The 25,609-nt window shown below is 41.5% G+C and carries 21 protein-coding genes; 12 read left to right on the forward strand and 9 right to left on the reverse strand.

What is annotated here, in order from left to right:
* Both NEE14_RS05685 and NEE14_RS05690 read left to right on the forward strand, forming a co-directional pair.
* Positions 1 to 3,141 (forward strand): efflux RND transporter permease subunit, encoded by a 3,141-nt coding sequence (locus NEE14_RS05685; RefSeq protein WP_251966333.1) that lies wholly within the window; start codon positions 1 to 3, stop codon positions 3,139 to 3,141.
* Positions 3,138 to 4,505, forward strand: a complete 1,368-nt coding sequence (locus tag NEE14_RS05690) for an efflux transporter outer membrane subunit (protein WP_251966332.1) — start codon at positions 3,138 to 3,140, stop codon at positions 4,503 to 4,505. The genes NEE14_RS05685 and NEE14_RS05690 overlap by 4 nt, the downstream gene beginning before the upstream one ends.
* 79 nt (positions 4,506 to 4,584) lie before the next feature.
* On the opposite strand, the gene NEE14_RS05695 is transcribed toward NEE14_RS05690, so the two are convergent.
* Together NEE14_RS05695 and NEE14_RS05700 are read right to left on the reverse strand one after the other, a co-directional pair.
* Positions 4,585 to 4,893, reverse strand: a complete 309-nt coding sequence (locus tag NEE14_RS05695) for a hypothetical protein (protein ID WP_251966331.1) — start codon at positions 4,891 to 4,893, stop codon at positions 4,585 to 4,587.
* A gap of 196 nt (positions 4,894 to 5,089) precedes the next feature.
* On the reverse strand, positions 5,090 to 5,866 hold the full coding sequence (locus NEE14_RS05700) for a Cof-type HAD-IIB family hydrolase (protein ID WP_251966330.1): 777 nt from the start codon (positions 5,864 to 5,866) through the stop codon (positions 5,090 to 5,092).
* Positions 5,867 to 6,009: 143 nt separating this feature from the next.
* Here NEE14_RS05700 and NEE14_RS05705 point away from each other — a divergent pair, with 143 nt between their 5' ends.
* From NEE14_RS05705 to NEE14_RS05730, 6 genes are all read left to right on the forward strand, one after another.
* Positions 6,010 to 6,492 (forward strand): RNA polymerase sigma factor, encoded by a 483-nt coding sequence (locus tag NEE14_RS05705; protein WP_251966329.1) that lies wholly within the window; start codon positions 6,010 to 6,012, stop codon positions 6,490 to 6,492.
* Between the two features lie 13 nt (positions 6,493 to 6,505).
* Positions 6,506 to 7,120 carry a hypothetical protein gene (locus NEE14_RS05710; RefSeq protein WP_251966328.1) on the forward strand — a complete coding sequence of 205 codons (615 nt, stop codon included), beginning with the start codon at positions 6,506 to 6,508 and terminating at the stop codon, positions 7,118 to 7,120.
* Positions 7,121 to 7,402: 282 nt separating this feature from the next.
* A complete protein-coding gene (gene ileS / locus NEE14_RS05715) occupies positions 7,403 to 10,891 on the forward strand; it encodes an isoleucine--tRNA ligase (protein ID WP_251966327.1) in 3,489 nt (1,162 codons plus the stop codon).
* A gap of 238 nt (positions 10,892 to 11,129) precedes the next feature.
* Entirely contained in the window at positions 11,130 to 11,510 is a 381-nt protein-coding gene (locus tag NEE14_RS05720; RefSeq protein WP_251966326.1) for a TraR/DksA family transcriptional regulator, read from the forward strand.
* The gene (locus tag NEE14_RS05725; protein WP_251966325.1) at positions 11,511 to 12,131 is read left to right on the forward strand and encodes a lipoprotein signal peptidase; all 621 of its coding nucleotides are present in this window, start codon (positions 11,511 to 11,513) and stop codon (positions 12,129 to 12,131) included.
* Between the two features lies 1 nt (position 12,132).
* Complete coding sequence (locus NEE14_RS05730; protein WP_251966324.1) at positions 12,133 to 12,921, forward strand: DUF4296 domain-containing protein; 789 nt, start codon at positions 12,133 to 12,135, stop codon at positions 12,919 to 12,921.
* A 308-nt stretch (positions 12,922 to 13,229) separates the two neighbouring features.
* On the opposite strand, the gene NEE14_RS05735 is transcribed toward NEE14_RS05730, so the two are convergent.
* The gene (locus NEE14_RS05735; RefSeq protein WP_251966323.1) at positions 13,230 to 14,006 is read right to left on the reverse strand and encodes an RNA methyltransferase; all 777 of its coding nucleotides are present in this window, start codon (positions 14,004 to 14,006) and stop codon (positions 13,230 to 13,232) included.
* A 77-nt stretch (positions 14,007 to 14,083) separates the two neighbouring features.
* Between NEE14_RS05735 and NEE14_RS05740 the strand changes: the two genes are divergently transcribed.
* Entirely contained in the window at positions 14,084 to 16,450 is a 2,367-nt protein-coding gene (locus NEE14_RS05740) for a BamA/TamA family outer membrane protein (protein ID WP_251966322.1), read from the forward strand.
* A gap of 19 nt (positions 16,451 to 16,469) precedes the next feature.
* Here the strand turns inward: NEE14_RS05740 and NEE14_RS05745 are convergent, their stop codons facing one another.
* From NEE14_RS05745 to NEE14_RS05770, 6 genes are all read right to left on the reverse strand, one after another.
* Positions 16,470 to 17,051: a Maf-like protein gene (locus tag NEE14_RS05745; protein ID WP_251966352.1), complete on the reverse strand. Its 582-nt coding sequence runs from the start codon at positions 17,049 to 17,051 to the stop codon at positions 16,470 to 16,472.
* Between the two features lie 44 nt (positions 17,052 to 17,095).
* Positions 17,096 to 17,617, reverse strand: a complete 522-nt coding sequence (locus NEE14_RS05750) for a KdsC family phosphatase (protein WP_251966321.1) — start codon at positions 17,615 to 17,617, stop codon at positions 17,096 to 17,098.
* 1 nt (position 17,618) lies between these two features.
* Entirely contained in the window at positions 17,619 to 18,386 is a 768-nt protein-coding gene (locus NEE14_RS05755; protein WP_251966320.1) for a Rossmann-like and DUF2520 domain-containing protein, read from the reverse strand.
* Complete coding sequence (locus tag NEE14_RS05760) at positions 18,383 to 18,946, reverse strand: nitroreductase family protein (protein WP_251966319.1); 564 nt, start codon at positions 18,944 to 18,946, stop codon at positions 18,383 to 18,385. Before NEE14_RS05760 ends, NEE14_RS05755 begins: the two co-directional genes overlap by 4 nt.
* 61 nt (positions 18,947 to 19,007) lie before the next feature.
* Positions 19,008 to 19,715, reverse strand: a complete 708-nt coding sequence (locus tag NEE14_RS05765; RefSeq protein ID WP_251966318.1) for a LytR/AlgR family response regulator transcription factor — start codon at positions 19,713 to 19,715, stop codon at positions 19,008 to 19,010.
* A complete protein-coding gene (locus NEE14_RS05770) occupies positions 19,712 to 20,719 on the reverse strand; it encodes a sensor histidine kinase (protein WP_251966317.1) in 1,008 nt (335 codons plus the stop codon). The genes NEE14_RS05765 and NEE14_RS05770 overlap by 4 nt, the downstream gene beginning before the upstream one ends.
* 178 nt (positions 20,720 to 20,897) lie before the next feature.
* Between NEE14_RS05770 and NEE14_RS05775 the strand changes: the two genes are divergently transcribed.
* From NEE14_RS05775 to NEE14_RS05785, 3 genes are all read left to right on the forward strand, one after another.
* Positions 20,898 to 22,010 (forward strand): efflux RND transporter periplasmic adaptor subunit, encoded by a 1,113-nt coding sequence (locus tag NEE14_RS05775; protein WP_251966351.1) that lies wholly within the window; start codon positions 20,898 to 20,900, stop codon positions 22,008 to 22,010.
* Positions 22,011 to 22,019: 9 nt separating this feature from the next.
* A complete protein-coding gene (locus NEE14_RS05780; RefSeq protein WP_251966316.1) occupies positions 22,020 to 24,110 on the forward strand; it encodes an efflux RND transporter permease subunit in 2,091 nt (696 codons plus the stop codon).
* Between the two features lie 260 nt (positions 24,111 to 24,370).
* Positions 24,371 to 25,606 carry a site-specific integrase gene (locus NEE14_RS05785; RefSeq protein ID WP_016564205.1) on the forward strand — a complete coding sequence of 412 codons (1,236 nt, stop codon included), beginning with the start codon at positions 24,371 to 24,373 and terminating at the stop codon, positions 25,604 to 25,606.
* Positions 25,607 to 25,609: the final 3 nt, after the last annotated feature.

Below are 25,609 nucleotides of genomic sequence, written 5' to 3' on the forward strand. Positions count from 1 at the left end.
ATGAAACTACAACATTTCATCGACCGTCCTATCCTGTCGATGGTCATCTCGGTGGTCATCCTCGTGGCCGGATTAATCGGGCTTTATGCCTTGTCAGTCGAACAATACCCGGATATTGCCCCGCCAACCATCCGCGTCTCGACGACATACAGCGGCGCCAATGCCGAGGCGGTACAGAAGAGTGTGATCGTCCCGCTGGAAGAAGCTATCAACGGTGTAGAGAATATGACCTACATGACTTCGACCGCCAGCAATACCGGAAGCGCAGAGATCACCGTCTATTTCAAACAGGGCAGTGACCCGGATATGGCTGCCGTCAACGTACAAAACAAAGTATCAACAGCCACTTCCCTGCTGCCGGCAGAGGTAACCAAAGTGGGTGTTACCACCATGAAGCGCCAGAATAGTATGCTGAAGATATTCGGCCTATACAGTCCGAACGGTACCTACGACGAGACCTTCCTGACCAACTACCTGAGCATTAACGTCAAGCCTCAGCTGCAGCGTATCACGGGTGTTGGTGAAGTCAATGTGATGGGTGGCGACTATGCCATGCGTATCTGGTTAAAACCAGACGTGATGGCCCAGTATGAACTCGAGCCCAGCGATGTTGAAGCAGCCCTGTCGAGTCAGAATATCGAAGCCTCGACCGGTTCGATCGGTGAAGATTCCGAGAATGTCTACCAGTATACCCTGAAATACCGTGGGCGACTGGAGAAGGAACAGGAATTTGAGGAAATCGTTATCCGCGCCTACGACGACGGACGTGTGCTGAAATTAAAAGATATTGCCACCGTCGAACTTGGTTCGCAAAGTTATACCTATACCGGTTCTGTCAACGGAGCCCCCGGAAGTACTTGTATGGTTAACCAGACAGCCGGAACCAATGCCAACGAAATCATTACCAATATCGACAAGTATCTGGAATCGCTCAAGGAAACATTACCGAATGATGTGGAAATAGTCGAGCTAATGAGTACCAAAAACTTCCTTGATGCCTCTATCCATGAAGTGATCAAGACTTTGCTCGAAGCCATCATCTTAGTTGTACTCGTGGTATATATCTTCTTGCAGAACCCACGTTCTACCCTGATCCCGACCGTCAGTATATTCGTGTCGCTGATCGGTACGTTCGCCGCCCTCTACATCGCGGGCTTCAGTATCAACCTGCTTACCTTGTTTGCCCTCGTACTTGCGATCGGAACCATCGTAGATGATGCCATCATCGTGGTGGAAGCCGTACAAGTGCGCTTCGACGAAGGATCCCGTTCGCCCTATAAAGCTTCTGTCGACGCCATGTCGGGTATCTCTTCCGCCATCGTCACTTCTACTTTAGTATTTATGGCTGTATTCGTACCTGTATCATTCATGGGAGGAACTTCCGGTGTATTCTATACCCAATTCGGTATTACGATGGCCGTTGCGGTAGGTATTTCAGCCATCAACGCATTAACACTCTCGCCGGCTCTTTGTGCCCTGATTCTGCGTCCTAATGAAATCCTGGAAGACGGGAAAAAGCCTGAGTTCTCTACGCGGTTCCGTATGGCATTCGATACGGCTTTCAAACGGATCGTACTCAAATATAAAAGCGGAGCCAAATTCTTTATCAAACGGAAATGGCTCGCATGGAGTGCCTTTGCCGTTGCCGTAGCACTTCTGTTCTACTTCATGAATACAACCAAGACCAGTCTGGTTCCTTCTGAAGATACGGGTTCTATTTTCGTCAGTATCGACACACCGGCTGGAAGTACCCTGGCCGAAACCGTCGGTATCATGGAAAAAGTAGAAAAGGAACTGAAAGAAATCCCACAGATAGCCGATTTCAATAAGGTGGCAGGCTTTGGTATGGGATCGGGAAGCGGCTCTTCACACGGTATGTTCATCATCCAGCTGAAACATTGGGACGAACGCCCAGGAAAAGAAAACAGCGTAGATGCCATTTCGGCTGAAATATACCGACGGACCTCTCATATCAAAAATGCGAACCTCTTTGTCTTCTCACCACCTATGATCTCCGGATATGGTACAGGTAACAGCTTTGAACTGTATCTGCAAGATCGAGGAGGAAAAGGGATTGATGCACTTAGTGAAGTGACCAACAATTTCCTGGCCGCTTTAAACCAACGGCCCGAAATACAGATGGCATACACATCATTCAGTGCCAAATTCCCCCAGTATCGGGTAGACGTTGACGAAGCTCAGTGCCAACGTGCCGGAACGACGACGGAAGAAGTACTGTCAGTCTTGTCGGGTTATTTCGGAAGTATTTACGCCTCCAACTTCAACCGGTTCACCAAATTGTACCGGGTCATTATCCAGGCGCCGTCAGAAAGCCGCAACAGCATGCAGTCTCTCGATAATGTATTCGTCAAGACCACCAACGGTATGGCTCCCGTCAGTCAGTTCGTAAAACTGACAAAGACCTATGGAGCCGAATCACTGACACGCTTCAACATGTTCTCGTCCATTAATGTACAGGGAATGCCAGTCAGCGGATACAGCTCAGGAGATGTCATCAATGCGGTAAAAGAAGTAGCCGCCCAGACATTGCCTACAGGTTACGGATATGAATTCTCCGGAATGACACGTGAGGAAGAACAAATGGCCAATTCGCATGACACAGTAATCATTTACGGGATCTGTATTCTGTTTATTTATTTGATACTTTGTGCCCTGTATGAAAGCTTGTTTATCCCGATGGCCGTTATCCTTTCAGTTCCGTTCGGACTGATGGGAAGCTTCTTCTTTGCCCGAATGTGGGGTATCGAAAACAATATCTACCTGCAAACCGGATTAATCATGTTGATCGGATTGTTGTCAAAGACAGCTATTCTATTAACGGAATACGCTACAGAACGCCGGAAAGAAGGTATGTCACTCTCGCAAGCAGCCATTTCAGCAGCCGGCGTCCGTCTGCGCCCGATCTTGATGACCGCCCTCACCATGATATTCGGATTGCTGCCGCTTATGTTTGCTTCTGGTGTAGGCGCCAACGGTAATACATCCTTAGGTGTAGGTGCCGTAGGAGGAATGCTGATTGGAACAATCGCCTTACTCTTCGTCACACCGGCCTTCTTTATTACTTTCCAATACTTAGAAGAACGAATTATGGGCAAAAGAAAAGCTGATAGAAAATTATGAAAAAGTGTATCTATATATTAGTTAGTATGCTGCTTCTGAGCAGCTGCCATATCTACCGCAACTACCAGCGGCCGGAAGGATTGCCTGTAGACAGCCTTTACAGGAACACTCCTCTTTCCTCTGACGATTCTCTTACCTTGGGAGACATCCCATGGCAAGAGATGTTTGAAGATCCTCTGCTCCAGAACCTGATACAGGAGGGTCTAGAGAACAATACAGATATGCAGGTAGCCCTGCTGCGTGTTGATCAGGCCCGCTCGCAGTTGCAGGCAGCCCGATTGTCTTTTCTGCCGTCTCTTTCTCTGTCTCCTCAAGGAGCCCTGACAAGTACCGACGGTAGCAAAGCAGTCAAGACGTATGAATTACCGGTTCAGGCCAGTTGGGAAATTGATCTTTTCGGCCGCTTGCGAAATGCCAAGCAGGAAACCCAAGCCACGTTGTTGCAGCAAGAGGCTTATCAGCAGGCTGTCCACGCAGATTTGGTAGCCAACATCGCCAACAGTTACTATACATTATTATTACTCGATGAACAGATCCGACTGACAACATCCACCTTGGATGTCTGGAAAGAACAAGTCAGATTATTGGAATCGAAATTTAAAGTAGGCGAAGAAACAGAAAATGCCGTAACCCAGGCAAGGGCCAGTCTGTATGAATTAGAAGCATCGGTGACAGACTTACAAAAGCAATTGTTTGAGACAGAAAATGCCCTATGTACCCTGCTCGGAACGACTTCCCACCATATTGAACGGAGTTCGCTGGAAGAACAACAGCTCCCGGAAACTGACAACATCGGTATTCCGTTGCGTGTATTATCCAAACGCCCGGATGTAGTACAAGCTGAAATGGTCTTAGCCAGTGCCTATTACAGCACCAATCAGGCCAGATCAGCATTCTATCCTAACTTAACCCTTTCCGGAAGCGCGGGATGGACCAATTCGTTAGGAGAAGTGGTAAGCAATCCGGGAGGATGGATTCTCTCAGCCATAGCATCACTGACGCAACCGTTATTCAATCAGGGGAAACTTATCTCTAATCTGCGTGTGTCGAAAGACGAAGAACAGATCGCCCTGCTCAACTACAAACAGGCGCTCCTGGATGCAGGTCAAGAAGTGAACAACGCGTTGTTTGCAACAGAATCTGCCCGAAAAAGCTTTGACAGTCACCTCAAACAATGTAAGGAACTGGAACGGACAGTAACTACCTCTGAGTCTTTATACAAGACCGGCAATGCGACTTACCTGGAAATGCTGACTGCCCGGCAGTCATTGCTCAATGCTCAGCAGAACATGGTAACCGATCGCTTTACGCTCTTGCAATCTACAATTAATCTATACAATGCATTAGGTGGCGGTGTTGACTAACCGCCACAAAAAAAGTAGCAAGCCTTTGCGTTAAAAGCAACGGGCTTGCTACTCTCCTATTTATAAAATTGGAAACAGGTTATTTTACCTCTTCACCATTTTCCTTGAAAAGGGCGGTTACTTCTTCATCATCAAGTACCAACACGACCTTATACTGTTTGCCCTCCTCTTTTTCTGCCATGAAAGCTTCTTTCGCGGTATATTCCGGATAAGCTTTTTCAATAGATTGAGTTACTGCTTCGGGCAGATCCTTTACTTCTACTTTGACGAAATCATCTTGAGCCACTTCACTCACTACCATGACAGAATCAACACTTGTTTCTGAAGCGAATGCACTGAAACTACCCACACTCATCAAACATGCTACTGCAACTAATACCTTTTTCATAATTTCAAACATTTTAAATTCAACATTTCTTTTCTGACTCTCGTCACTAATCATAGTACAAAGCACATACCAGAAATAGCCCGAAATCATGACTATACTAAAAATCAGACATTTGAGCTTTTGGCATTAACATGATAAATGTGAATTTAAGATTCCTTTTGGTACACAGTGTGGATTTTAGCTACAAAATCGGAGATCAGAGTAATCCGAAATGACGCAAGGTATTCACGATACCATCCTCGTCAACACTTGTCGTTACAAAATCGGCGGCTTTCTTTACCTCATCCATCGCATTTCCCATTGCAACACCCACGCCGGCATGCTGCAACATGGCAATATCATTTCCGCCATCACCGAATGCCATGGTCTCTTTTAAGGATATTCCATAATGTTCTATGATCCGATCGATACCAACCGCTTTGGTACACCCTTTTGCTACCACATCGGCGAAATAAGGACTCCAACGGGCCGCCAGGCTATTCGGCATATAGGCCATGATCCGTTCCTCTTCTTCCGCTGTGAAAAAGGCAATCAGCTGGAATATTTCTTTATCAGCAAGCGCTTCGATTGATCCAATTTCGGGAGCTTTCAGTCGGATCTGTTCATACAAAGCATCGACTGATTCGTTCCGGTAATTCAAGACAATCTTGTCTTCAGTTACACAGGCACAGGGAAAAGAATGTACTGTCCGCTGATATTCCAGCATAGAGTGAATATCTTCTTGCGGAATCGCATGCTTGTAAATAACATCTTCAGACCCGGCAATACAGTATCCGCCATTCAGTGTTATATACCCATCGACTTCCAGATCACCTAAATTATCAATGCATTGCAACTGCCGGCCGGTAGCTATAAATACTTTTATTCCTTTTGCCCGCAAATTACGGAGTGCTTCCATTGTCGAAGCCGCTATTGTATGCGTCTTAAAGCTCACCAATGTTCCATCAATATCAAAAAACAAAGCTTTGATCATATAATCTCTTTCCTTAATATATTATAACCGGCACAAAATTACGGCAAATTCTTCTTTCCCCTTATTTTATTCCATTTTTTTGTAGTTTTGAACAGCCCGATGCGTCTAATAGAATAAATAAAACTTCTAAACACGAAAAAGCAATGGATAAATTAGAAATTGAATTTGCGCAAATAATAAAAGAGCAGAAAGACACCATTTACACCGTGTGCTATATGTTCTCTAAAGATGCGGAGGAAGTCAACGACTTATTTCAGGAAATTTTGGTCAATTTATGGAAAGGATTTCCTTCTTTCCGCGGACAAAGCCAAATCAAAACATGGGTGTGGAAAGTAAGCCTCAATACGTGTATTTCATTCGACCGGAAAAAACGCAGTCGCACTCACACCATTCCCCTGAACATAAATATCAATCTCTATACAGACAACGACAAAGACTCCTTACAAATCAAACAGCTGTATGAACGGGTCAACAGACTCGGCTTATTCGACAGGGCCATCGTCTTGCTATGGCTCGAGAATCTGAGTTATGAGGAAATTGGTGCCATTGTCGGCATATCTGCCAAAAACGTATCCGTACGGCTTTATCGTATTAAAGAAGAACTCAAAAAGATGTCTAATCAGTAAAACAACATTTATCATGGAAAAATATATTACCTCCCCTGAACTGGAAGAAATGAAACAACAAATCTGTTTATTAAAAGGGAAATTAGAAAAACAGACGATCATTAATGATCACATCATCCGACAAGCCATGCAGCAGAAAGTATCCAGAATGCACAAAGACGCAATCATCATGATCGTCGTAGCCATTATCGGAATTCCCTATTGCTTCTTTTTCTTTACGCTGGCAGGTTTTTCTTACTGGCTGGCAGCAGCCACAGCCTTGTTTCTGCTGGCTTGCATGATAAAATTGAACCGTAACAAAAAGAAATTATCCCATATCCGATCACTATTAGGTGAAAACCTGGTTGAATGTGGAAAAAATGTCTTGCTTCTGAAAAAAGAAACACTCCAGTCTTTTAAAATAATGATGCCTATTTTAGCGGTCTGGGTTATCTGGTTCTTTGCCGAAATATTCTTCGTTCTTCCTCAAGATGACAATGACTTTATCATCAGCATTACATGTGGATCCCTTGTAGGGCTTCTGATCGGTTTAGGTCTCGGTATTTCCAAACACAGGAAAAACCTGAAAACCATAAACGACATTTTACTACAAATCAAAGACTTAGAAGATATTAAAAACTTGTCATAAGCAACCTGTCAAAATACGCCGGCTTTGAAGTAAAAGCCGGCGTATTTTGATGAAAAGCCGGCGTGTTTTGAATCATTCATAGGCATGAATAATTTCACCCATGACTAAAACCTTTTTTATGCCATACAGCTTCCTGGCCTGCTTCTGATAAGCATTTCGATAATATAAAGAGAAAAGAGACACATTTACATCATGCTTCCTTACTATTCGGCTTTGCCTATTTGAAATAAAATAGCTACCTTTGCACGTAATTTTTTGTAGCAAAACAAATAACATCACGATATGAGTAAGAAATTTGCCGAATATTCAAAATTCGACTTGTCGAATGTGAATAAGGAAATACTGAAAAAATGGCAAGACGGCGATGTCTTCCATAAGAGTCTTGAAATCCGAGAAGGTCATCCTTCTTTCGTATTCTACGAAGGACCGCCTTCTGCTAACGGCATGCCGGGTATTCACCATGTCATTGCCCGTTCGATTAAAGATATTTTCTGCCGTTACAAGACCATGAAAGGTTACAAAGTAAACCGCAAAGCAGGCTGGGATACTCACGGACTGCCGGTGGAATTGGGCGTAGAAAAATCATTAGGTATTACCAAAGAGGATATTGGCAAAAAGATTTCGGTAGCCGATTATAATGCTGCTTGTCGTAAAGATGTCATGAAGTTCACCAAAGAATGGACTGACCTGACTCAGAAAATGGGATATTGGGTAGATCTGGAAAACCCGTATATCACTTACGATAACCGGTATATTGAAACCTTATGGTGGTTGTTGAAGCAACTATACAACAAAGGCCTTTTATACAAAGGTTATACCATCCAACCGTACTCTCCAGCTGCAGGAACAGGATTAAGTTCTCACGAACTGAATCAACCTGGATGTTATCGGGATGTAAAGGATACAACAGTTGTTGGCCAATTCAAGATGAAAAATCCGAAGCCAGAAATGGCCCAGTGGGGAACTCCCTATTTCATCGCCTGGACTACTACGCCTTGGACTTTGCCATCCAACACCGCACTTTGTGTAGGCCCAAAGATTGATTACGTAGCCGTACAAACTTACAATGGATATACGGGAGAAAAAATAACTGTGGTTTTGGCAAAACCCCTCCTTTATGCTCACTTCAATAAGAAAGCCGAAGGAATCGCTCTTGAAGACTACAAATCGGGTGATAAACTGATTCCGTTCAAGGTTGTCGGCGAATACAAAGGAACGGATCTGGTCGGCATGGAATACGAACAGCTGATTCCATGGGTAAAACCGGTAGAAGCAACCGAGGATGGCTGGAAAGAAGCTTCAGCCAAAGCATTCCGTGTAATTCCTGGAGATTACGTAACAACAGAAGATGGTACAGGTATCGTACATATCGCTCCGACATTTGGTGCAGATGATGCCAACGTAGCTAAAGCTGCAGGAATTCCGTCTTTGTTCATGATCAACAAGAAGGGCGAAACTCGTCCAATGGTTGATTTGACAGGAAAGTTCTATTTGCTGAATGAACTGGACGAAAAATTCGTTGCTGAATGCGTAGATGTTGAAAAATATAAAGAATACGAAGGCCGCTGGGTAAAGAACGCTTATGATCCGCAGTTTACAGTAGATGGCAAATATGATGAAAAGGCAGCACAGGCTGCAGAATCATTAGACATCTACATTTGCATGAAGATGAAGCAAAATAACCAGGCTTTCAAGATTGAAAAGCATGTACACAACTATCCGCATTGCTGGCGTACAGACAAACCGGTGCTGTATTATCCGCTGGATAGCTGGTTTATCCGCTCAACAGCCTGCAAGGACCGGATGATAGAACTCAACAAGACAATCAACTGGAAACCGGAATCTACCGGAACAGGCCGCTTCGGTAAATGGCTGGAGAACCTGAACGACTGGAACTTGAGCCGTTCTCGTTATTGGGGCACTCCACTTCCCATCTGGCGCAGTGAGGAAGGCGAAGAAATATGTATTGGTTCAGTGGAAGAACTGTACAACGAAATCGAGAAATCTATCGCCGCAGGCTTCATGACTGAAAACCCATATAAGAAATTAGGTTTTGAGCCGGGTGTTTACACGAAAGAAAATTACGAAAAGATAGACCTGCACCGTCCGTATGTAGACGACATCACGTTGGTATCACCGTCAGGCAAACCGATGAAACGAGAGAGCGATCTAATCGATGTATGGTTTGATTCGGGAGCTATGCCTTATGCTCAGTTGCATTATCCGTTCGAAAATAAAGAACTGGTAGACAACCGCACTTACTACCCGGCCGATTTCATTGCCGAAGGTGTAGACCAGACTCGTGGCTGGTTCTTTACGCTGCATGCTATCGCTACAATGATCTTTGACAGCGTAGCCTACAAAGCGGTAGTATCTAACGGACTGGTACTCGACAAGAACGGAAACAAGATGTCAAAACGTCTGGGCAATGCAGTCGATCCGTTTGCTACTATCGAAAAATACGGATCCGATCCGTTACGTTGGTACATGATTACCAATGCTTCTCCATGGGATAACTTAAAGTTCGACATTGAAGGCGTAGAAGAAGTCCGTCGCAAGTTCTTCGGTACATTATATAATACGTATTCATTCTTCGCTCTGTATGCGAATGTGGATGGATTTAATTACTCACAGCCGGATATCGAATGGAACAAGCGTCCAGAAATTGACCGTTGGATTCTGTCATTACTTAATTCACTGATTAAGGATGTAGACAACTACTTAGACAACTATGAACCAACCCGTGCTGGACGTGCCATCTCTGATTTTGTCAACGACCATTTAAGCAATTGGTATGTTCGCCTGAACCGTAAACGCTTCTGGCAAGGAGGACTGACAGATGATAAACTGTCAGCTTACCAGACATTGTATACCTGCTTGGAAACTGTGGCTAAGCTGATGGCTCCAATCGCACCGTTCTATGCAGATCAGTTGTTCTGTGATTTAATTGCAGCTACAGGACGTGAAAATGTTTATTCTGTACATTTGTCAGACTTCCCGGTATGCCACGAAGAACAAATTGACAAGAATCTGGAAGAACGTATGCAAATGGCCCAAACCATATCTTCCATGGTATTGGCATTACGCCGTAAAGTCAACATCAAGGTACGTCAGCCGTTGCATGTCTTGATGGTACCGGTATTGGATGAACATCAGAAAGAAAGTATTGAAGCCGTAAAATCACTTATCCTAAGCGAAGTGAACGTAAAGGACATGAAGTTTGTAGATAATACAGCAGGTATCCTGGTAAAACGTATCAAACCGGACTTTAAGAAACTTGGCCCGCGTTACGGCAAGATCATGAAAGCCCTGGCTGCTGCTATCCAGCAGATGAGTCAAGAGGATATCAATGCCTTCGAAAAAGCAGGTACGTTCACCTTACAGGTAGATGGCCAAGATGCCGTATTGGAAAGAACAGACGTTGAAATCATTTCCGAGGATATTCCTGGCTGGCTGGTTGCTAACGAAGGCCGTCTGACAGTAGCACTTGATATTTCGGTAACAGATGAACTGAAGAAAGAAGGCCTTGCCCGTGAATTAGTAAACCGTATTCAGAACTTACGTAAGAGCAGCGGTTTCGACATAACAGACAAAGTAAACATTACGATTGCGTCTTCACCAGAAATGGATGGAGCTGTTACGGCTTACAAAGATTATATCACTTCACAAGTCCTTGCCAATAGTCTTACTATAACAACAGAACCGATTGCAGATGCTACTGTTCTCGATTTTGAAGACTTCACATTACCTGTAAAAGTTGAAAAGATATAGTCTGACAAATAAGGTAAACTACAGATGAAAATATCAGACCGACTCATTAAATTACGGTAAAACATCTATCTGAGGGCGAGGAAAGGAATGAAATCCCCGCCCTCACTCATTTTTCTTTACAAAAATGTGCATGATATAATAATTATATTATCTTTGCCGACAAATCGGTTAAGAATGACTCATTCGAGACCATTCTATCATAAAAAATCAAGATGTTAAACTTAAAATTAAATTTGCCATGGCAGAAAAGACAAGATACTCAGATGCGGAACTCGAAGAATTTCGAGCTATCATATTAGAAAAGCTGGAAATAGCAAAACGAGATTATGAAATGTTGAGATCGGGTGTTACTAATTCTGACGGGAATGATGTAGCTGATACATCACCTACATTCAAAGTCCTGGAAGAAGGTGCAACCACTCTTTCCAAGGAAGAAGCAGGTCGACTGGCACAACGGCAAATGAAATTCATTCAGAATTTACAGGCGGCGTTGGTACGTATCGAAAACAAGACGTATGGTATTTGCCGTGAGACAGGAAAACTGATTCCGAAAGAAAGACTGCGGGCCGTACCTCACGCAACATTAAGTATTGAAGCAAAACAAGGAGGCGCTAAATAAATGAAATATTCAAAAGGAAAAGGAGCAGTATGCATCGTAATACTGCTCCTTCTTTTAGACCAAATCTTGAAAATTTGGATTAAGACACATCTGGAACTACATGAAAGCATCGAGATTACCCCTTGGTTTTATCTCTGCTTCACAGAAAATCCAGGTATGGCTTTTGGTATTGAAGTCATCGGTAAACTGTTCTTATCCATCTTCCGTATTGTTGCCGTTGGATTTATCGGATATTATCTATATTCCCTCGTAAAAAAGAATTACCCATTTGGATTCATTGCCTGTATCTCATTGATTCTGGCGGGAGCTATCGGTAACATAATAGATTCCATTTTCTACGGAGTCATTTTCGACCATAGTTATGGGCAAGTAGCAACACTTTTCCCGGAAGGAGGCGGATATGCAGGCTGGTTGCATGGAAAAGTTGTAGACATGTTCTATTTCCCATTGATCGAAACGACATGGCCTGATTGGTTACCCATTTGGGGTGGACAAGAGTTTGTCTTTTTCCGTCCGATATTCAACCTGGCTGATTCAGCCATTTGTGTCGGAGTTTTTCTCCTTTTAATATTCTATAGAAATACTTTGTCTAAAAGTTTAGGCAACGAAGAAAGAAAATAATATGTATAAGCACTGGTTCATATATGGATTGACATCTTTATGCGCATTATCTGCCTGTAGCCCGGTTCCCGACAATATTCTTTCTCAAAATGAGATGCGGGCTGTTTTAGCGGATATGCAAATAGCCGAAGCTATCATCAACGGAGATCAGGAAACATATAAAGATGATGCAAAAAAGTTAGCTCTATATGAATCTGTCTTTAATAAATATCATATTACTCAAGCAGAATACGACAGTTCGCTGACTTGGTATGCACAAAACCTGGATATCTATATGAGGGTTTACAATCTGGTCAGCGAAGATATTGATGATCGGATTCATAACCTGGGAGATGTTGAACGGATAGAAGTGGATACCCAAAAGAATGATTCAGTTGACATCTGGTCAAGAAGAACGTATCTGACCTTCTCTCCTAAATCACCTTTTAATGGGACAACATTCAATATTGAACCAAAAGAATCCTATCCTCCTGGAAGTACCTTCACTCTGGGAATGAATGTTTGGGGTATATCACAGAAGGATAAGAATAAGCCTCAAATTCGTATTTGCCTAGATCAGGGAGATACGACACTGGTGATTAATGATCAGATTATGCGGGATGGATATCACCAGACAAAGCTTAAAAGTGTAGCAACAAAACGTATAAAGCGTGTATATGGATTCATCTATCTGAACAATCACGATATGGATTATTATAAAATCTATACAGACAGCATTTCTCTTATGCGCTACAACTACAAGTCTATAGGATTTGAAAGTGCCAAGGATATCAAACCAAAAGAAAATTAATCTTTTTACAGCGAACTATGTCACGTTGGGCTGCTCATTTTGTGATCGTCGGAGAAACCATATATCGTATGCACTGCTTGGAAATGGCATCAAGCGGTGATCTGCAAAAGATATTTCCGTTAACAGAAGAAATAGCTGGAACGTCTTTTCTTGATGGAGTATTATTGGCTGTAACAGCTTCCTCTGTACTAACAGAAAAAGAGATCTCCCAACTGTTATGGCGTAAAAAGATATCTGAATATCCTATGCTGTTATCCTATTTACAGCAACAATCATTTGTGGCCCCTGCACTTGGAGAAAAGATTCGACTATTTCACATCCAACTTCATCCGCTCGCGGCGTCTGAACTCAGCACAAACAACAGCCGTAGCAATTGCCACATTGAGTGATTCAGCTGTCTCTCTATACGACGGATAATTAGGAATATAAAGTCTTTCACTTACAAGTTCTCCGATTTCTGGCCGGATACCGTTTCCTTCGTTCCCCATCAGAACAATCCCCTGAGACGTAAGTGTACGTTCATACATATTTTCTCCATCCAAGAAAGTTCCATAAACAGGAACTGCTTGTTCCTTGCAATTAGTTAAATAAGCCGTCAGATCTGTATAATAGACTTTTACATGAGCCAAAGCCCCCATTGTCGCCTGAACAACTTTAGGATTAAATACGTCAACTGTATCTTTACTACAGACAATATGCTCAATTCCGAACCAGTCGGCCAATCTAACAATCGTACCTAAATTCCCCGGATCCTGAATACCGTCTAAAGCCAAAACAAGCTCTTTAAGCGGAGACACTTCTTCAATATGCCAATCAGGCATATTGAAAACAGCTAAAACATCTTGTGGATTCTTCAGGAAACTGGCTTTAGCCACATCATCCTCATCTGCAACAATTAGTTCTTCAGCAGAAATATCTCCTTGCGTCGCCATCCAACAAGGCTTGGCCAATAGCAACTTACAGGAGAAATAAGGAAGCATATCTGCCACCAGCTTATTTCCTTCTGCAACAAAAACACCTTCTGAAATCCGATTTTTCTTTAATTCCAGAGAATGAATATATTTTATTTTGTTTTTACTTAGCATATTCTATATTTTAGATTCGCAAAAATAGAGAAATATTCTGCAAATTCAACTATTTTTGTAGTTCAAAACAAATTTGAATGAAGGAGTTCCTGCGATATATATTGTATACATTGACAAGTATACTTGTATTAAACGGATGTAGTTCAACCAAATTCGTTCCGGATAATCAATATCTATTGGACAAAGTCGAAATTATTTCAGACAATCAACAATTTAAACCAGCCGATCTGAAAGAATATCTGCAACAACGTCCCAATTTCAAAGTATTCGGATTAATGAAATGGCAGCTATATCTGTATAACTGGTCTGGAAAGAACGAAAACAACTGGTTCAATAAACAGTTTCGCCGTATGGGAGAAGCTCCTGTTCTTATGGATACAACACTGATTACTCTATCAGAAAAAGAGCTTCACCTATTCCTCGTCAATAAAGGATACATCAATGCCCAGGTTACTCATTCCATTGATACAAGCAAGTACAAAAAAGCAACTGTGACTTATACAATCAAATCAAATGAGCCCTACCGTATACGAGATTACCAAATGCGGCTCAACGACCCAGCAATAGACAGCATTGCACGTATCAAACCGCGAAAACATTCATGGCTTTCAACAGCCTTTCATTCATCTTCTGATGAATATACATCTTTGATACAAGATAGTATTTTATTTGATCGTGACATATTGGACCAAGAGCGGGAACGAATTACTAAATTACTTCGCTATAGGGGTTATTATGGTTTCAATAAAGAATATCTGACTTATTTGGCAGACAGTTCTTTCCGGAAAAATGTAGTAGACCTTGAAATGTATCTGAAACCATACCGTAAATTATTACCTGATGGAAACATTCAAGAAATGCCTCATCGGCCTTATTATTTAAATAAAATTACGATTTTATCGGATTATGATCCTTTAAAACCGGAAAAAGAAAATGCTCTTCAACTCACAGATACCTTGTATCAGAATCATATTGAAATTATATATGGGGAAAATGGTCGGTTTATCAGACCATCTGTACTGGCTCGCTCTGTCTATCTCGCTCCTGGCAGACTATACAATGAACGCTCTGTTGAACAGACCTATTCTTCTTTTGCCCGTTTGCGAGCTTTAAAAAACATAAATTTGCGCTTTCAGGAATTTGAGGAAAATGATTCTTTGAAATTGAATTGCACCATTCTTACATCTCCGAGTAAACTACAGGGTTTCGGAGTTGATTTAGAAGGGACAAACTCTGCCGGTGACCTTGGATTTGCGTCAAGTATCAATTACCAACATCGAAATTTATTTAAAGGTTCGGAAGCCTTTACCGCTAAAATCAGAGGGGCTTATGAAAATTTAGGGTCATCATCAGATAATAGTGTAGGAAATTATTGGGAAATAGGGGCAGAAACCGGACTTACATTCCCCCATTTCTTATTTCCTTTCTTAAGTGACAGAATAGCCAGACGTTTAAGAGCAACAACAGAATTCAAAGTAAGCTACAGTTTCCAAACTCGTCCAGAGTATCAACGCGCGATTTTGTCTGGTGGATGGAATTATATTTGGCAAGACCGGTTCAATACCCAGGCGAAACATGTATTCAAATTGATCGATATTGACTATGTGCATTTGCCTAAAATGGATCGAGCGTTTGCTGACAGTTTGCCTGAATCAACCCGATTATATAACTTTACGGATCAATTTGTATTAGGGACTGGCTATACATACTCTTTTAGCAACTATGTACCACAAAATAAATTAAGGAATACACATTCTTTTCGCTTTTCCTTTGAAATGGCTGGCAACTTACTATATGGTATTTCAAAGCTCACTCATCAAGGGAAGAATTCGGATGGTATGTATGAATTGTTCGGCATCCCATATTCTCAATTCACAAAAGTAGATTTTGATTTTAGCAAAAGCATGGCAATCGACGCCCGCAATAAAGTAGCTTATCATATTGGTGTGGGTGTGGGTTATCCATATGGTAATACAAGAAAACTCCCCTTTGAGCGTAGTTATTTCTCAGGAGGAGCCAATAGTGTCCGTGGTTGGTCCGTCCGTTCACTTGGCCCGGGTAGCATGGGTATGGAATATGCAGGAACATTTGCCGATCAAATCGGAGATATTCGCTTGGATTTGAATTTGGAATACCGAACTAAATTATTCTGGAAATTCGAACTCGCAGCCTATGTGGATGCCGGTAATATATGGTTATTCCATAACGATCCGGACCATCCAAACGGGAATTTTGACTTTTCCCGATTTTATAAGGAAATCGCTGTATCCTACGGATTAGGCTTACGTCTCGATTTTGATTTCTTCTTACTACGCTTCGATACGGGAATGAAAGCTTATGATCCTCAACAAAGAGGAAGCGATCGGTGGGCAATCAAAAATCCGAACTTCCATGTGTCCGACGGAAACTTTGCATGGCATTTTGCTGTCGGCTATCCATTCTAATAACCAACTCGGTGTGATTTCAAAATGTCTTCAGCTCTTGGTAAAGACGCTGCACAGGTAAGCCCATGATATTATAGAAACTTCCAGAAATACTTTCAACCCCGACATAACCAATCCATTCCTGTATTCCATAAGCCCCAGCTTTATCAAAAGGTTTATATTTGTCAACGTAATAAATAATCTCTTCATCATTTAAAGAGGCAAAACGGACAGATGAAATAACTGAAAAAGTCAGTTGCTTTTTCATTGTTGTCAAACAAACACCTGTCACCACATGATGTTCATGTCCAGATAAACTACGTAATATTTGAATCGCTTCTGCCCTATTTTTTGGTTTTCCTATTACAGCATTTCCATTCCAAACAATCGTATCAGCAGTAATCAAAAGCATAGTATCATCCAATGATGATAAATAAGCTTCAGCCTTTTGTTTAGACAGAAAAACTGGTATTTCCTGAGGGTCTAATGTCTCCGGATAATTTTCTTCCAGTCCAGGAATCACTTTTACATTAAATTTAATATCCAATCCAGATAAGAGCTCTTTTCTCCGTGGAGAATTAGAGCCCAAAATGATTTTATATTTTGATAAGTTCTCCAACATGCCTTTCTCTACTTGTCTTTGTAAATAATCCAAAACTATATAAATTACCACCCAAATGCTTCTCCTTGCATCCAGCGTCCCTGAGCTTTCATCGTTTGTTCGATCAAATCACGGGCTATCCCGTCGCCACCATTTTTCTGACAAATATATTTTGCTATCTTCTTAATCTCAGGCGCTGCATCTGCAGGTGCTACAGGAAGTCCTACTTTACACATTACTTCATAATCAGGAATATCATCTCCACAATATGCAACTTCTTCCGGCTTTAGCCCTGTTTTCTGCAAGAAATCGTAATAATCGTGTATCTTAACTGCACTGCGCATGTAAATATAACGAACTCCTAAACGCTCAAAACGAATACGCACAGCTTCCGTATATCCACCAGTGATAATAGCCACGTCATATCCCATTTTTACAGCTAGTTGCAAGGCATAGCCATCTTTTATATTTACAGTTCTCATCGGATCACCATCAGGTGACAAGGGAATGACTTCACGCGACAACACACCATCTACATCAAATACAAAAGCTTTTATCTTTCTCAAATCATAATTGATTGTACTCATATCATTGTTGTTTATTATGGATACTCTGACTTAATAAACGATACAAAGTCTGCACCGCAGAATCATCAGCCAACATAGCCAAATGCTTATTAATGATGTTTTCATCATATCGAATAGCAGGTCCCGTCTGTGCTTCTCGAGCAGGCATCTCATGTATTTTTGAGGCTGTTTCATCTATCAGTGGGAACAGGTAATCACGAGATAATCCTTCTTTCTGCAGTATTTCTTCTGCCAATGCATAAATGTGATTTGTAAAGTTACAAGCAAAAACAGCTGCTAAGTGTAAAGAACGCCGCTTCTCAGAAGAAAGTTCACACACATTACCTGACAAACGACGAGCCAAACCTTCCAATAATTCTTTATCTTCTTTACGATAACATTCAATAAACAACGGTATGCCCTCAAAAGTGATTTCTCTGCTTTTTGAAAATGTCTGTAAAGGATATAAAACGCCATAACGCTCTGTAAAACCTGAAAAAACAGATATGGGCATACTGCCAGATGTATGTAACCACAACCCATTATTGGAAGGAATCGAACAAATAACAGATTCCAATGCCTGATCTTTCAAAGCAAACAGATATATATCTGCATCATTTCGTATATGAGAAAGATCTGCTGTATAATCACATTGTAAGCGAGTAGCCAACACTTGTGCATGGATTTCAGTATGACTATACACCTGTATTATTTCCATATCGGCAAGAGAAGCTATGGCTACAGACAAATGGGTGGCAACATTACCCGCCCCTATAACAACAACTCTCATGCCTCGTCTTTTTCTTGTTTTTCGTCTGGTAACTGATATGTATCCAAATGTATTTTCTCCCACTGCAATCGGGATTCATCAAAAGGTTTACTGGGTTGTTCCTTATAACCAAAACCAATGATCGATAACACTTCTAATTGATATGGGATGTTCAGTAAACCTCGGATATATTGTGAAGCATCTTCTTCCTGCTCAGTCTGTCTGTTTCGGATCTGACACCAACAGCTGCCTAAGCCTAAATCTTCAGCCTGTAACTGCATAAAAATAGAAGCAATAGAAGCATCTTCTATCCAAACATCACTCTCCATCACATTTGCCAAAACAACTACTGCTAAAGCACATCCTTCTATGAAGGCAGCACCATGAGGTTTGCATCCCGCCAACTTCTTCAGCATCTCCTTATCCTCTACTACTACAAACTGCCACGGATTTTTCCGTTTTGAGGCAGGAGCCATCAAAGCAGCTTTCAAAATAGAAGCCACCTGATCCGGATTCAACAACTGACTGGTAAATTTTCGTGTACTTCTTCTATCCTTAATCAATGATGCGAAGTTTTTCATATACTCTTTATTCTGCTTAATAATTCTTATGCGACAAAGATAATATGAATCGGGCATATATTTACAAAAAGCCTTTCGTATTCGTAAGAACTTGATTGACTTGAGAGGCATAACATTCCCCTATAGGCAAAAGGATCGATGTCTTTTCCAATTGGATATAATTTTTAGTAAATCGTTCAACTTTCTTGACCGAAATTACATACGAACGATGAATACGCAGGAAAGAATTAACAGGCAACATCGCCTGAATTGTTTTTAAGTTAGTATGTGATAAAACATAACCGCCACTCTCACGAAAGATTTTGGTATAGTTTCCTAAAGCTTCTATATATAGAATATCCTCCAATGCAATACTGACATTACTATATTCCTGCTTGACAACCAGACAATCGGGAACAGTTGCTGGACGAATGTCTAATCTACGGATCGCCTTTTCGACGGCTACCTCAAAACGATCATAAGCAAAGGGTTTATGCAAAAAATCAACAGCGTCGAGATTAAAGCCGTCGAGAGCATATTGGGCATGAGCAGTTGTGAAAATAAAGCAGCATTCGCGTGGTAACGAATTAGCTATCTCCAACCCACTGATACTATTCATTTGAATATCCAAGAATACCAAATCAGGCTTCCGCCGGCGGATTTCTTCCAACCCGACATGCGGTTCACTGTAAGTAGTCAGTTCCATTCCACCTTTACGGCGACAAAATTGCTCAATGACCAACAATGCCATCGGTTCATCATCTATGGCTATGCATGAAATTGTCTTCATTGTAATTGAATTGTTAAATGTGTTTTGTATAAATTCCCTTCCGCTCCTACATATAATTTATACCGGCCAGGATAAAGCAAATCCAACCGTTTCCTGCAATTGGCTATCCCTATAGTTGGTTTGTTCTCCTCTCGTATTCGCATAATCTGATTCTCTGTTTCAAAATATAGAGTGCCTTTATTCAAACGAATATGAATATGAATCACACAATCAACTTCCGATGAAGTTCCATATTTAAAAGCATTCTCCACAAATGTAATGAGTATCATCGGCGGAACAGGAGTCTGTTCATTATCAGCCTCAACCGTCAGATTCACCTGCGTATGCCTATTTAGTCGCAATGATTGTAACTCAACGTATTGCCTGATATATTCAATTTCTTGCCCCACAGGAATAGTTTCCATGTGAATTTGAGTGTACATATAACGAAGAATATTGGAAAATTTCACAAAAGCTGATTCAGTCTTCTCTGAACCAGATAAAACCAAAGCATATAAGGTGTTTAACGTATTAAAGAGAAAATGAGGATTAATCTGAGCCTTGTAAAGTGCCAGCTCTGCTTTATTTTTCTCTACTTCTATTTCTTGTCGGGAAAGAATTTGCCTGAACAGTTCAAATGTAAGCTCAATAGCCAAAGAAAATCCGGTTACCATCAAAAAGAAAAACCAAATAGTTTGCGTTCGCATATGTATACGGGTATCTATCGTCTTCGCTGTACTGGTATTCCAAACTGAAGGATAAGGGAAATAGGTAAGTCCTACTGTTAATCCAATCAAAACAAACATCAGTAACACAATATGCAAATATTTCTTCTCCATAAAAAGTTTAGGTAAACAGGCCTTTCGATAGACGAAATAAAGCATATATACGTAAATAATAAGTGCTATCAGAAATGCCGTATTGCTCACAATCCAGCGGTCAACAGGCAACAGCATAATAACCAAAGGCATAATGAGCAGACAAAACAATAAATCTACATAAAGTGAAATACGATCATTCTTCATGGCAAACTATTTTTCACTACAAAGATACATGATTTAGGGAATAGATGGTTGTACGTTTTACGTTTGTTCGTCACTACATTCCCGGCATTCATCACCACTTAATCTGAAAATTCATTCATTCTATATATGTTTGTAATGTAGCAAACACGACAAAATATAAACACTATACATTATGAAGATGAAGACAAGTATGTTCCTCATGCTATGTAGCATGTCGCTGTTGTGTGCATGTGGAGAAAAAAAGCAGACAATGCCTGGTGAAAAGTACAAAACACTGACTGTAGAGACCAGTAATCAGACCTTACAATCTATGTATCCAGCCTCTTTACGCGGACAACAATCGGTAGAAATTCGCCCGCAAGTGAGCGGAACCATCACTAATATTCTAATCAATGAAGGAGACTTAGTACGAAAAGGACAAGTATTGTTCATCATTGACCAAGTTCCATATAAAGCTGCTTTGGAAACAGCTCTTGCCAATGTAAAAAGCGCTGAAGCCAAATTACAGACAGCCCGCCTGACATCCAACAGCAAAGAAGAATTATTCAAAGAAAACATCGTATCAGATTTCGACCGACAGACGGCTCGTAACCAATTACTCGAAGCTGAAGCTGCATTAGCACAAGCCAAAGCGGAAGAGACCAATGCCAGAAATAATCTGTCATACACTGAAGTAAAAAGTCCAGTTGACGGTGTAGCCAGTATGATTCCATACCGTATTGGGGCTTTAGTTGACAGTAATATTTCTGAACCGCTGGTTACCGTATCTGATGACTCACAAATCTATGCTTATTTTTCAATGGCCGAAAGTCAAATGCTCGATCTCATCCAACAATATGGATCTTTGGAAGAAGCCAAAGAAAAGATGCCAGCTGTTAGTCTGACATTAAGTAATGGTCAAATTTACAACTACGAAGGACGCATTGATGCCATCAGTGGTACAGTAGATGAAGGAACAGGCGTAGTGAGCCTACGTGCCACTTTCCCTAACGCAGGCCATTTACTGCGGAATGGAGGTAGCGGAACCATATCAGTCCCTATAGTGCATAAAAATTGTATAGTTATTCCTCAAGCAGCTACCTATGAACTACAGAATCGAGTTTTTACATGGAAAGTTGTTGATGGAAAAACACAATCAACCCCCATTACTGTCTATAAGTATAATGACGGAAAAACCTATATCGTCCTTTCCGGTTTATCTGAAGGCGATATGATCATTGCCGAAGGAGCGGGTCTAATGCGCGAAGGCACAGCCGTTAATACTGAATTATCATCCGAACCCATAAAATAAGCACGCCTTATGAAGATCAGAACATTTATTGACCGCCCTATCTTGGCGAGTGTCATTTCAGTGCTTATCCTGCTATTAGGAATAATCGGTCTTACCCAATTGCCAATCGAACAATTTCCAGAAATCGCTCCTCCAACAGTCAGTGTATCGGCTACCTATACAGGGGCGAATGCAGAAACCGTACAAAAGAGTGTGATCGTACCTTTGGAAGAAGCTATTAATGGCGTAGAAAATATGATGTATATGACCTCTACTGCTTCTAATAGTGGTTCTGCGCGTATTACCATTTATTTCCGGCAGGGAACAGATCCTGATATGGCAACTGTCAACGTACAAAACCGTATCGCTACAGCACAAGGTTTGTTACCAGCCGAAGTTACCAAAAGTGGTATCAACGTACGAAAGCGGCAAACCAGTAATATAAAACAATTGGCTGCTTATAGCCCAGATGATTCTTTTGATCGATTATTTCTAACCAACTACATGAAAATCAATATCGAGCCTCGACTATCTCGTATTGCCGGAGTAGGTGATGTCAGTGTTTTTGGTGATGACTATGCGATGCGGATTTGGCTCGATCCAAACAAGATGAAAAAATACGGATTGATGCCTAGTGATATATCAACCGTACTTGATGAACAAAATTTGGAAGCACCAACCGGTACGTTAGGAGCTGAATCTGACAATACATTCCAATACGTATTGAAATACCGTGGACGCTATGAACAAGAAGTGGATTATGAGAACCTCGTCATCAAATCGCTTCCCAACGGAGAAATTCTTCGTTTAAAAGATGTAGCAACCATTGAATTAGGTGCCAGAGGATATAATTATATAGGCGAAGTTAACGGCCATCCAGGTTGTAACATTATGATCGCTCAGACATCCGGTTCGAATGCCAATGAAATCATTGAAGAAATAGACCGCACTATTGCCGAAATCTCAAAGACTTTACCTAAAGGAATTAAGATTGTGGACTTAATGAGTACGAAAGACTTTCTTGATGCTTCCATCAAAAGCGTTATCAAGACATTGATCGAAGCCATTATCTTAGTTGTCCTTGTAGTTTATATTTTCCTGCAAAATATGCGTTCTACCTTTATTCCCGCCTTGTCTATCATTGTATCTTTGATAGGAACTTTTGCTTTCCTTTCCATAGTCGGGTTTAGTCTGAACATGTTGACTCTATTCGCTTTAGTACTGGTTATAGGAACCGTAGTAGACGACGCTATTGTGGTGGTTGAAGCTGTCCAGGCCAAGTTTGACGAAGGATATAAATCCTCCTATCTGGCAACTATCGATGCTATGGACGGTATTACTTCGGCTTTGGTAACAACCACATTCGTATTCATGGCTGTATTCATCCCGGTAAGTTTTATCGGAGGAACCACAGGAACATTCTATACTCAGTTCGGACTGACAATGGCAGCTGCCGTAGCCATTTCCTTGCTGAATGCGTTGACATTAAGTCCTGCCCTTTGTGCCCTCATCATGACACCTCACCAAACCGAAGGTGGAAACAAAATGAGTTTTTCTTCCCGTTTCCATGTTGCTTTTGATACAGCATTCCATCGTCTGGTCATGAAATACAAAGTAGCCGTACTATTTATGTTAAAACGCAAATGGCTGGCCGCATCTTTATTAGTCGTGGCTTGTGCTGGACTTGTTATCTTGATGACAACAACCAAGACCGGATTGGTTCCCAAAGAAGATATGGGCACAGTGTTTGTTGATGTCAGAACTTCTCCAGGTAATAGTTTACAGGAAACAAAAGTAATTATGGACGAAGTAGATAGTTGTATACGTTCCATTCCTCAAATTAAATACTACTCCAATGTAACGGGAAACTCTCAGTTGAGCGGACAGGGAGCTTGTAACGGTATGTTCACAATCCGCTTAAAAGATTGGGATGAACGAACACAAAAAGAAGATGCCATCGATGAGATTATAGACGAGATTCACCAACGTACAGCAACCATTTCCAGTGCAGACATCATGGCCTTCACTCGTCCTATGATTCCAGGTTACGGTGTCAGCAGTGGTTTCGAAATCTATGTACAAGACCAAAAAGGAGGAACAACTGCTGATCTATTAAAATAAACACCTAACGGAATAGCAAATTTGAGTAAAGCGTAGCGAACAGACTGAAAAAGCGTTCGTTACGCTATATTTTTCTCTTGTTCAAAAGCCAAGAAGAGACAGAATATGGACAAACGCAGCAAAAGTTCAGTTACTTTATCATTACCCGTGCGATGATGCAAATTTCTTGCGAAACCTAAATTTTGCATCGTTTGGCGTTATGTGTCGTATCTGTCGGTAACTCACTATGAATTAATTTTGTAACCAAAAAAAAGTGAGTTATGAGAAGTACATTTAAGGTATTGTTCTACGTGAAGAAAGGCAGTGAGAAACCCAACGGCAACCTGCCTTTGATGTGTCGCATTACGGTGGACGGAGAGATTAAGCAGTTCAGTTGCAAGATGGATGTTCCCTTGCGCCTGTGGGACGTGAAGAACAACCGTGCTTCGGGTAAGAGTGCCGAAGCGCAAAGAATCAACCGTGCCGTTGACAAAATCAGAGTGGAGATAAACCGCCGTTATCAAGAGTTGATGCAGACGGACGGTTATGTCACTGCTGCCAAGTTGAAAGATGCCTATCTCGGCATCGGTATCAAACAGGAAACCTTGCTAAAACTGTTTGAACAACACAACAGCGAATTTGCCAAGAAAGTGGGACACAGCAGGGCAAAAGGAACATTCCGACGTTATGTTACCGTCTGCAAGCACATCCGTGAGTTCCTACCCCATACCTACAAGCGTGAAGATATTCCGTTAAAAGAGTTGAACCTCTCGTTCATCAACGACTTCGAGTATTTCCTGCGTACTGAGAAAAAATGCCGCACCAATACCATTTGGGGCTACATGATTGTGCTGAAACACATTATTTCCATAGCGAGGAATGACGGTCGTCTGCCGTTCAATCCCTTTGCAGGGTACATCAACTCTCCCGAAAGCGTGGACAGAGGGTATATTACGAGAGAGGAGATACACACAATGATGAACACCGATATGCCCGACAAGACACACGAGCTTGTCAGGGATTTATTTCTGTTCTCCACCTTTACAGGTTTGGCATATTCCGATGTCAAGAACCTTACGGAAGACAACCTGCAAACATTCTTTGACGGAAATCTGTGGATTATCACCCGAAGAAAGAAAACTAACACGGAATCCAATATCCGATTGTTGGATGTTCCCCGAAAGATAATAGAGAAGTACAGGGGTATGACAAGAGATAATAAAGTATTCCCCATGCCGAGTAACACGACTTGCAACAAGAAGCTGAAAGCCATTGCCAAGTTGTGCGGTATAAAAGTCCACTTGACCTATCATGTAGCAAGACATTCGGCAGCGACCACTGTGCTGTTATCCAACGGAGTACCCATTGAAACCGTCAGCCGACTTTTGGGACATACCAACATAAAAACGACCCAAATTTACGCAAAAATCACAGCCCAAAAGATTAGTCAGGATATGGAAACATTGTCGCACAAACTGGAGGATATGGAAAAGAACATTTGCAATGCCATTCAGTAACCC

Source organism: Parabacteroides sp. AD58, assembly GCF_023744375.2.
In the GTDB taxonomy this organism is placed as follows: Bacteria; Bacteroidota; Bacteroidia; order Bacteroidales; family Tannerellaceae; genus Parabacteroides; species Parabacteroides absconsus.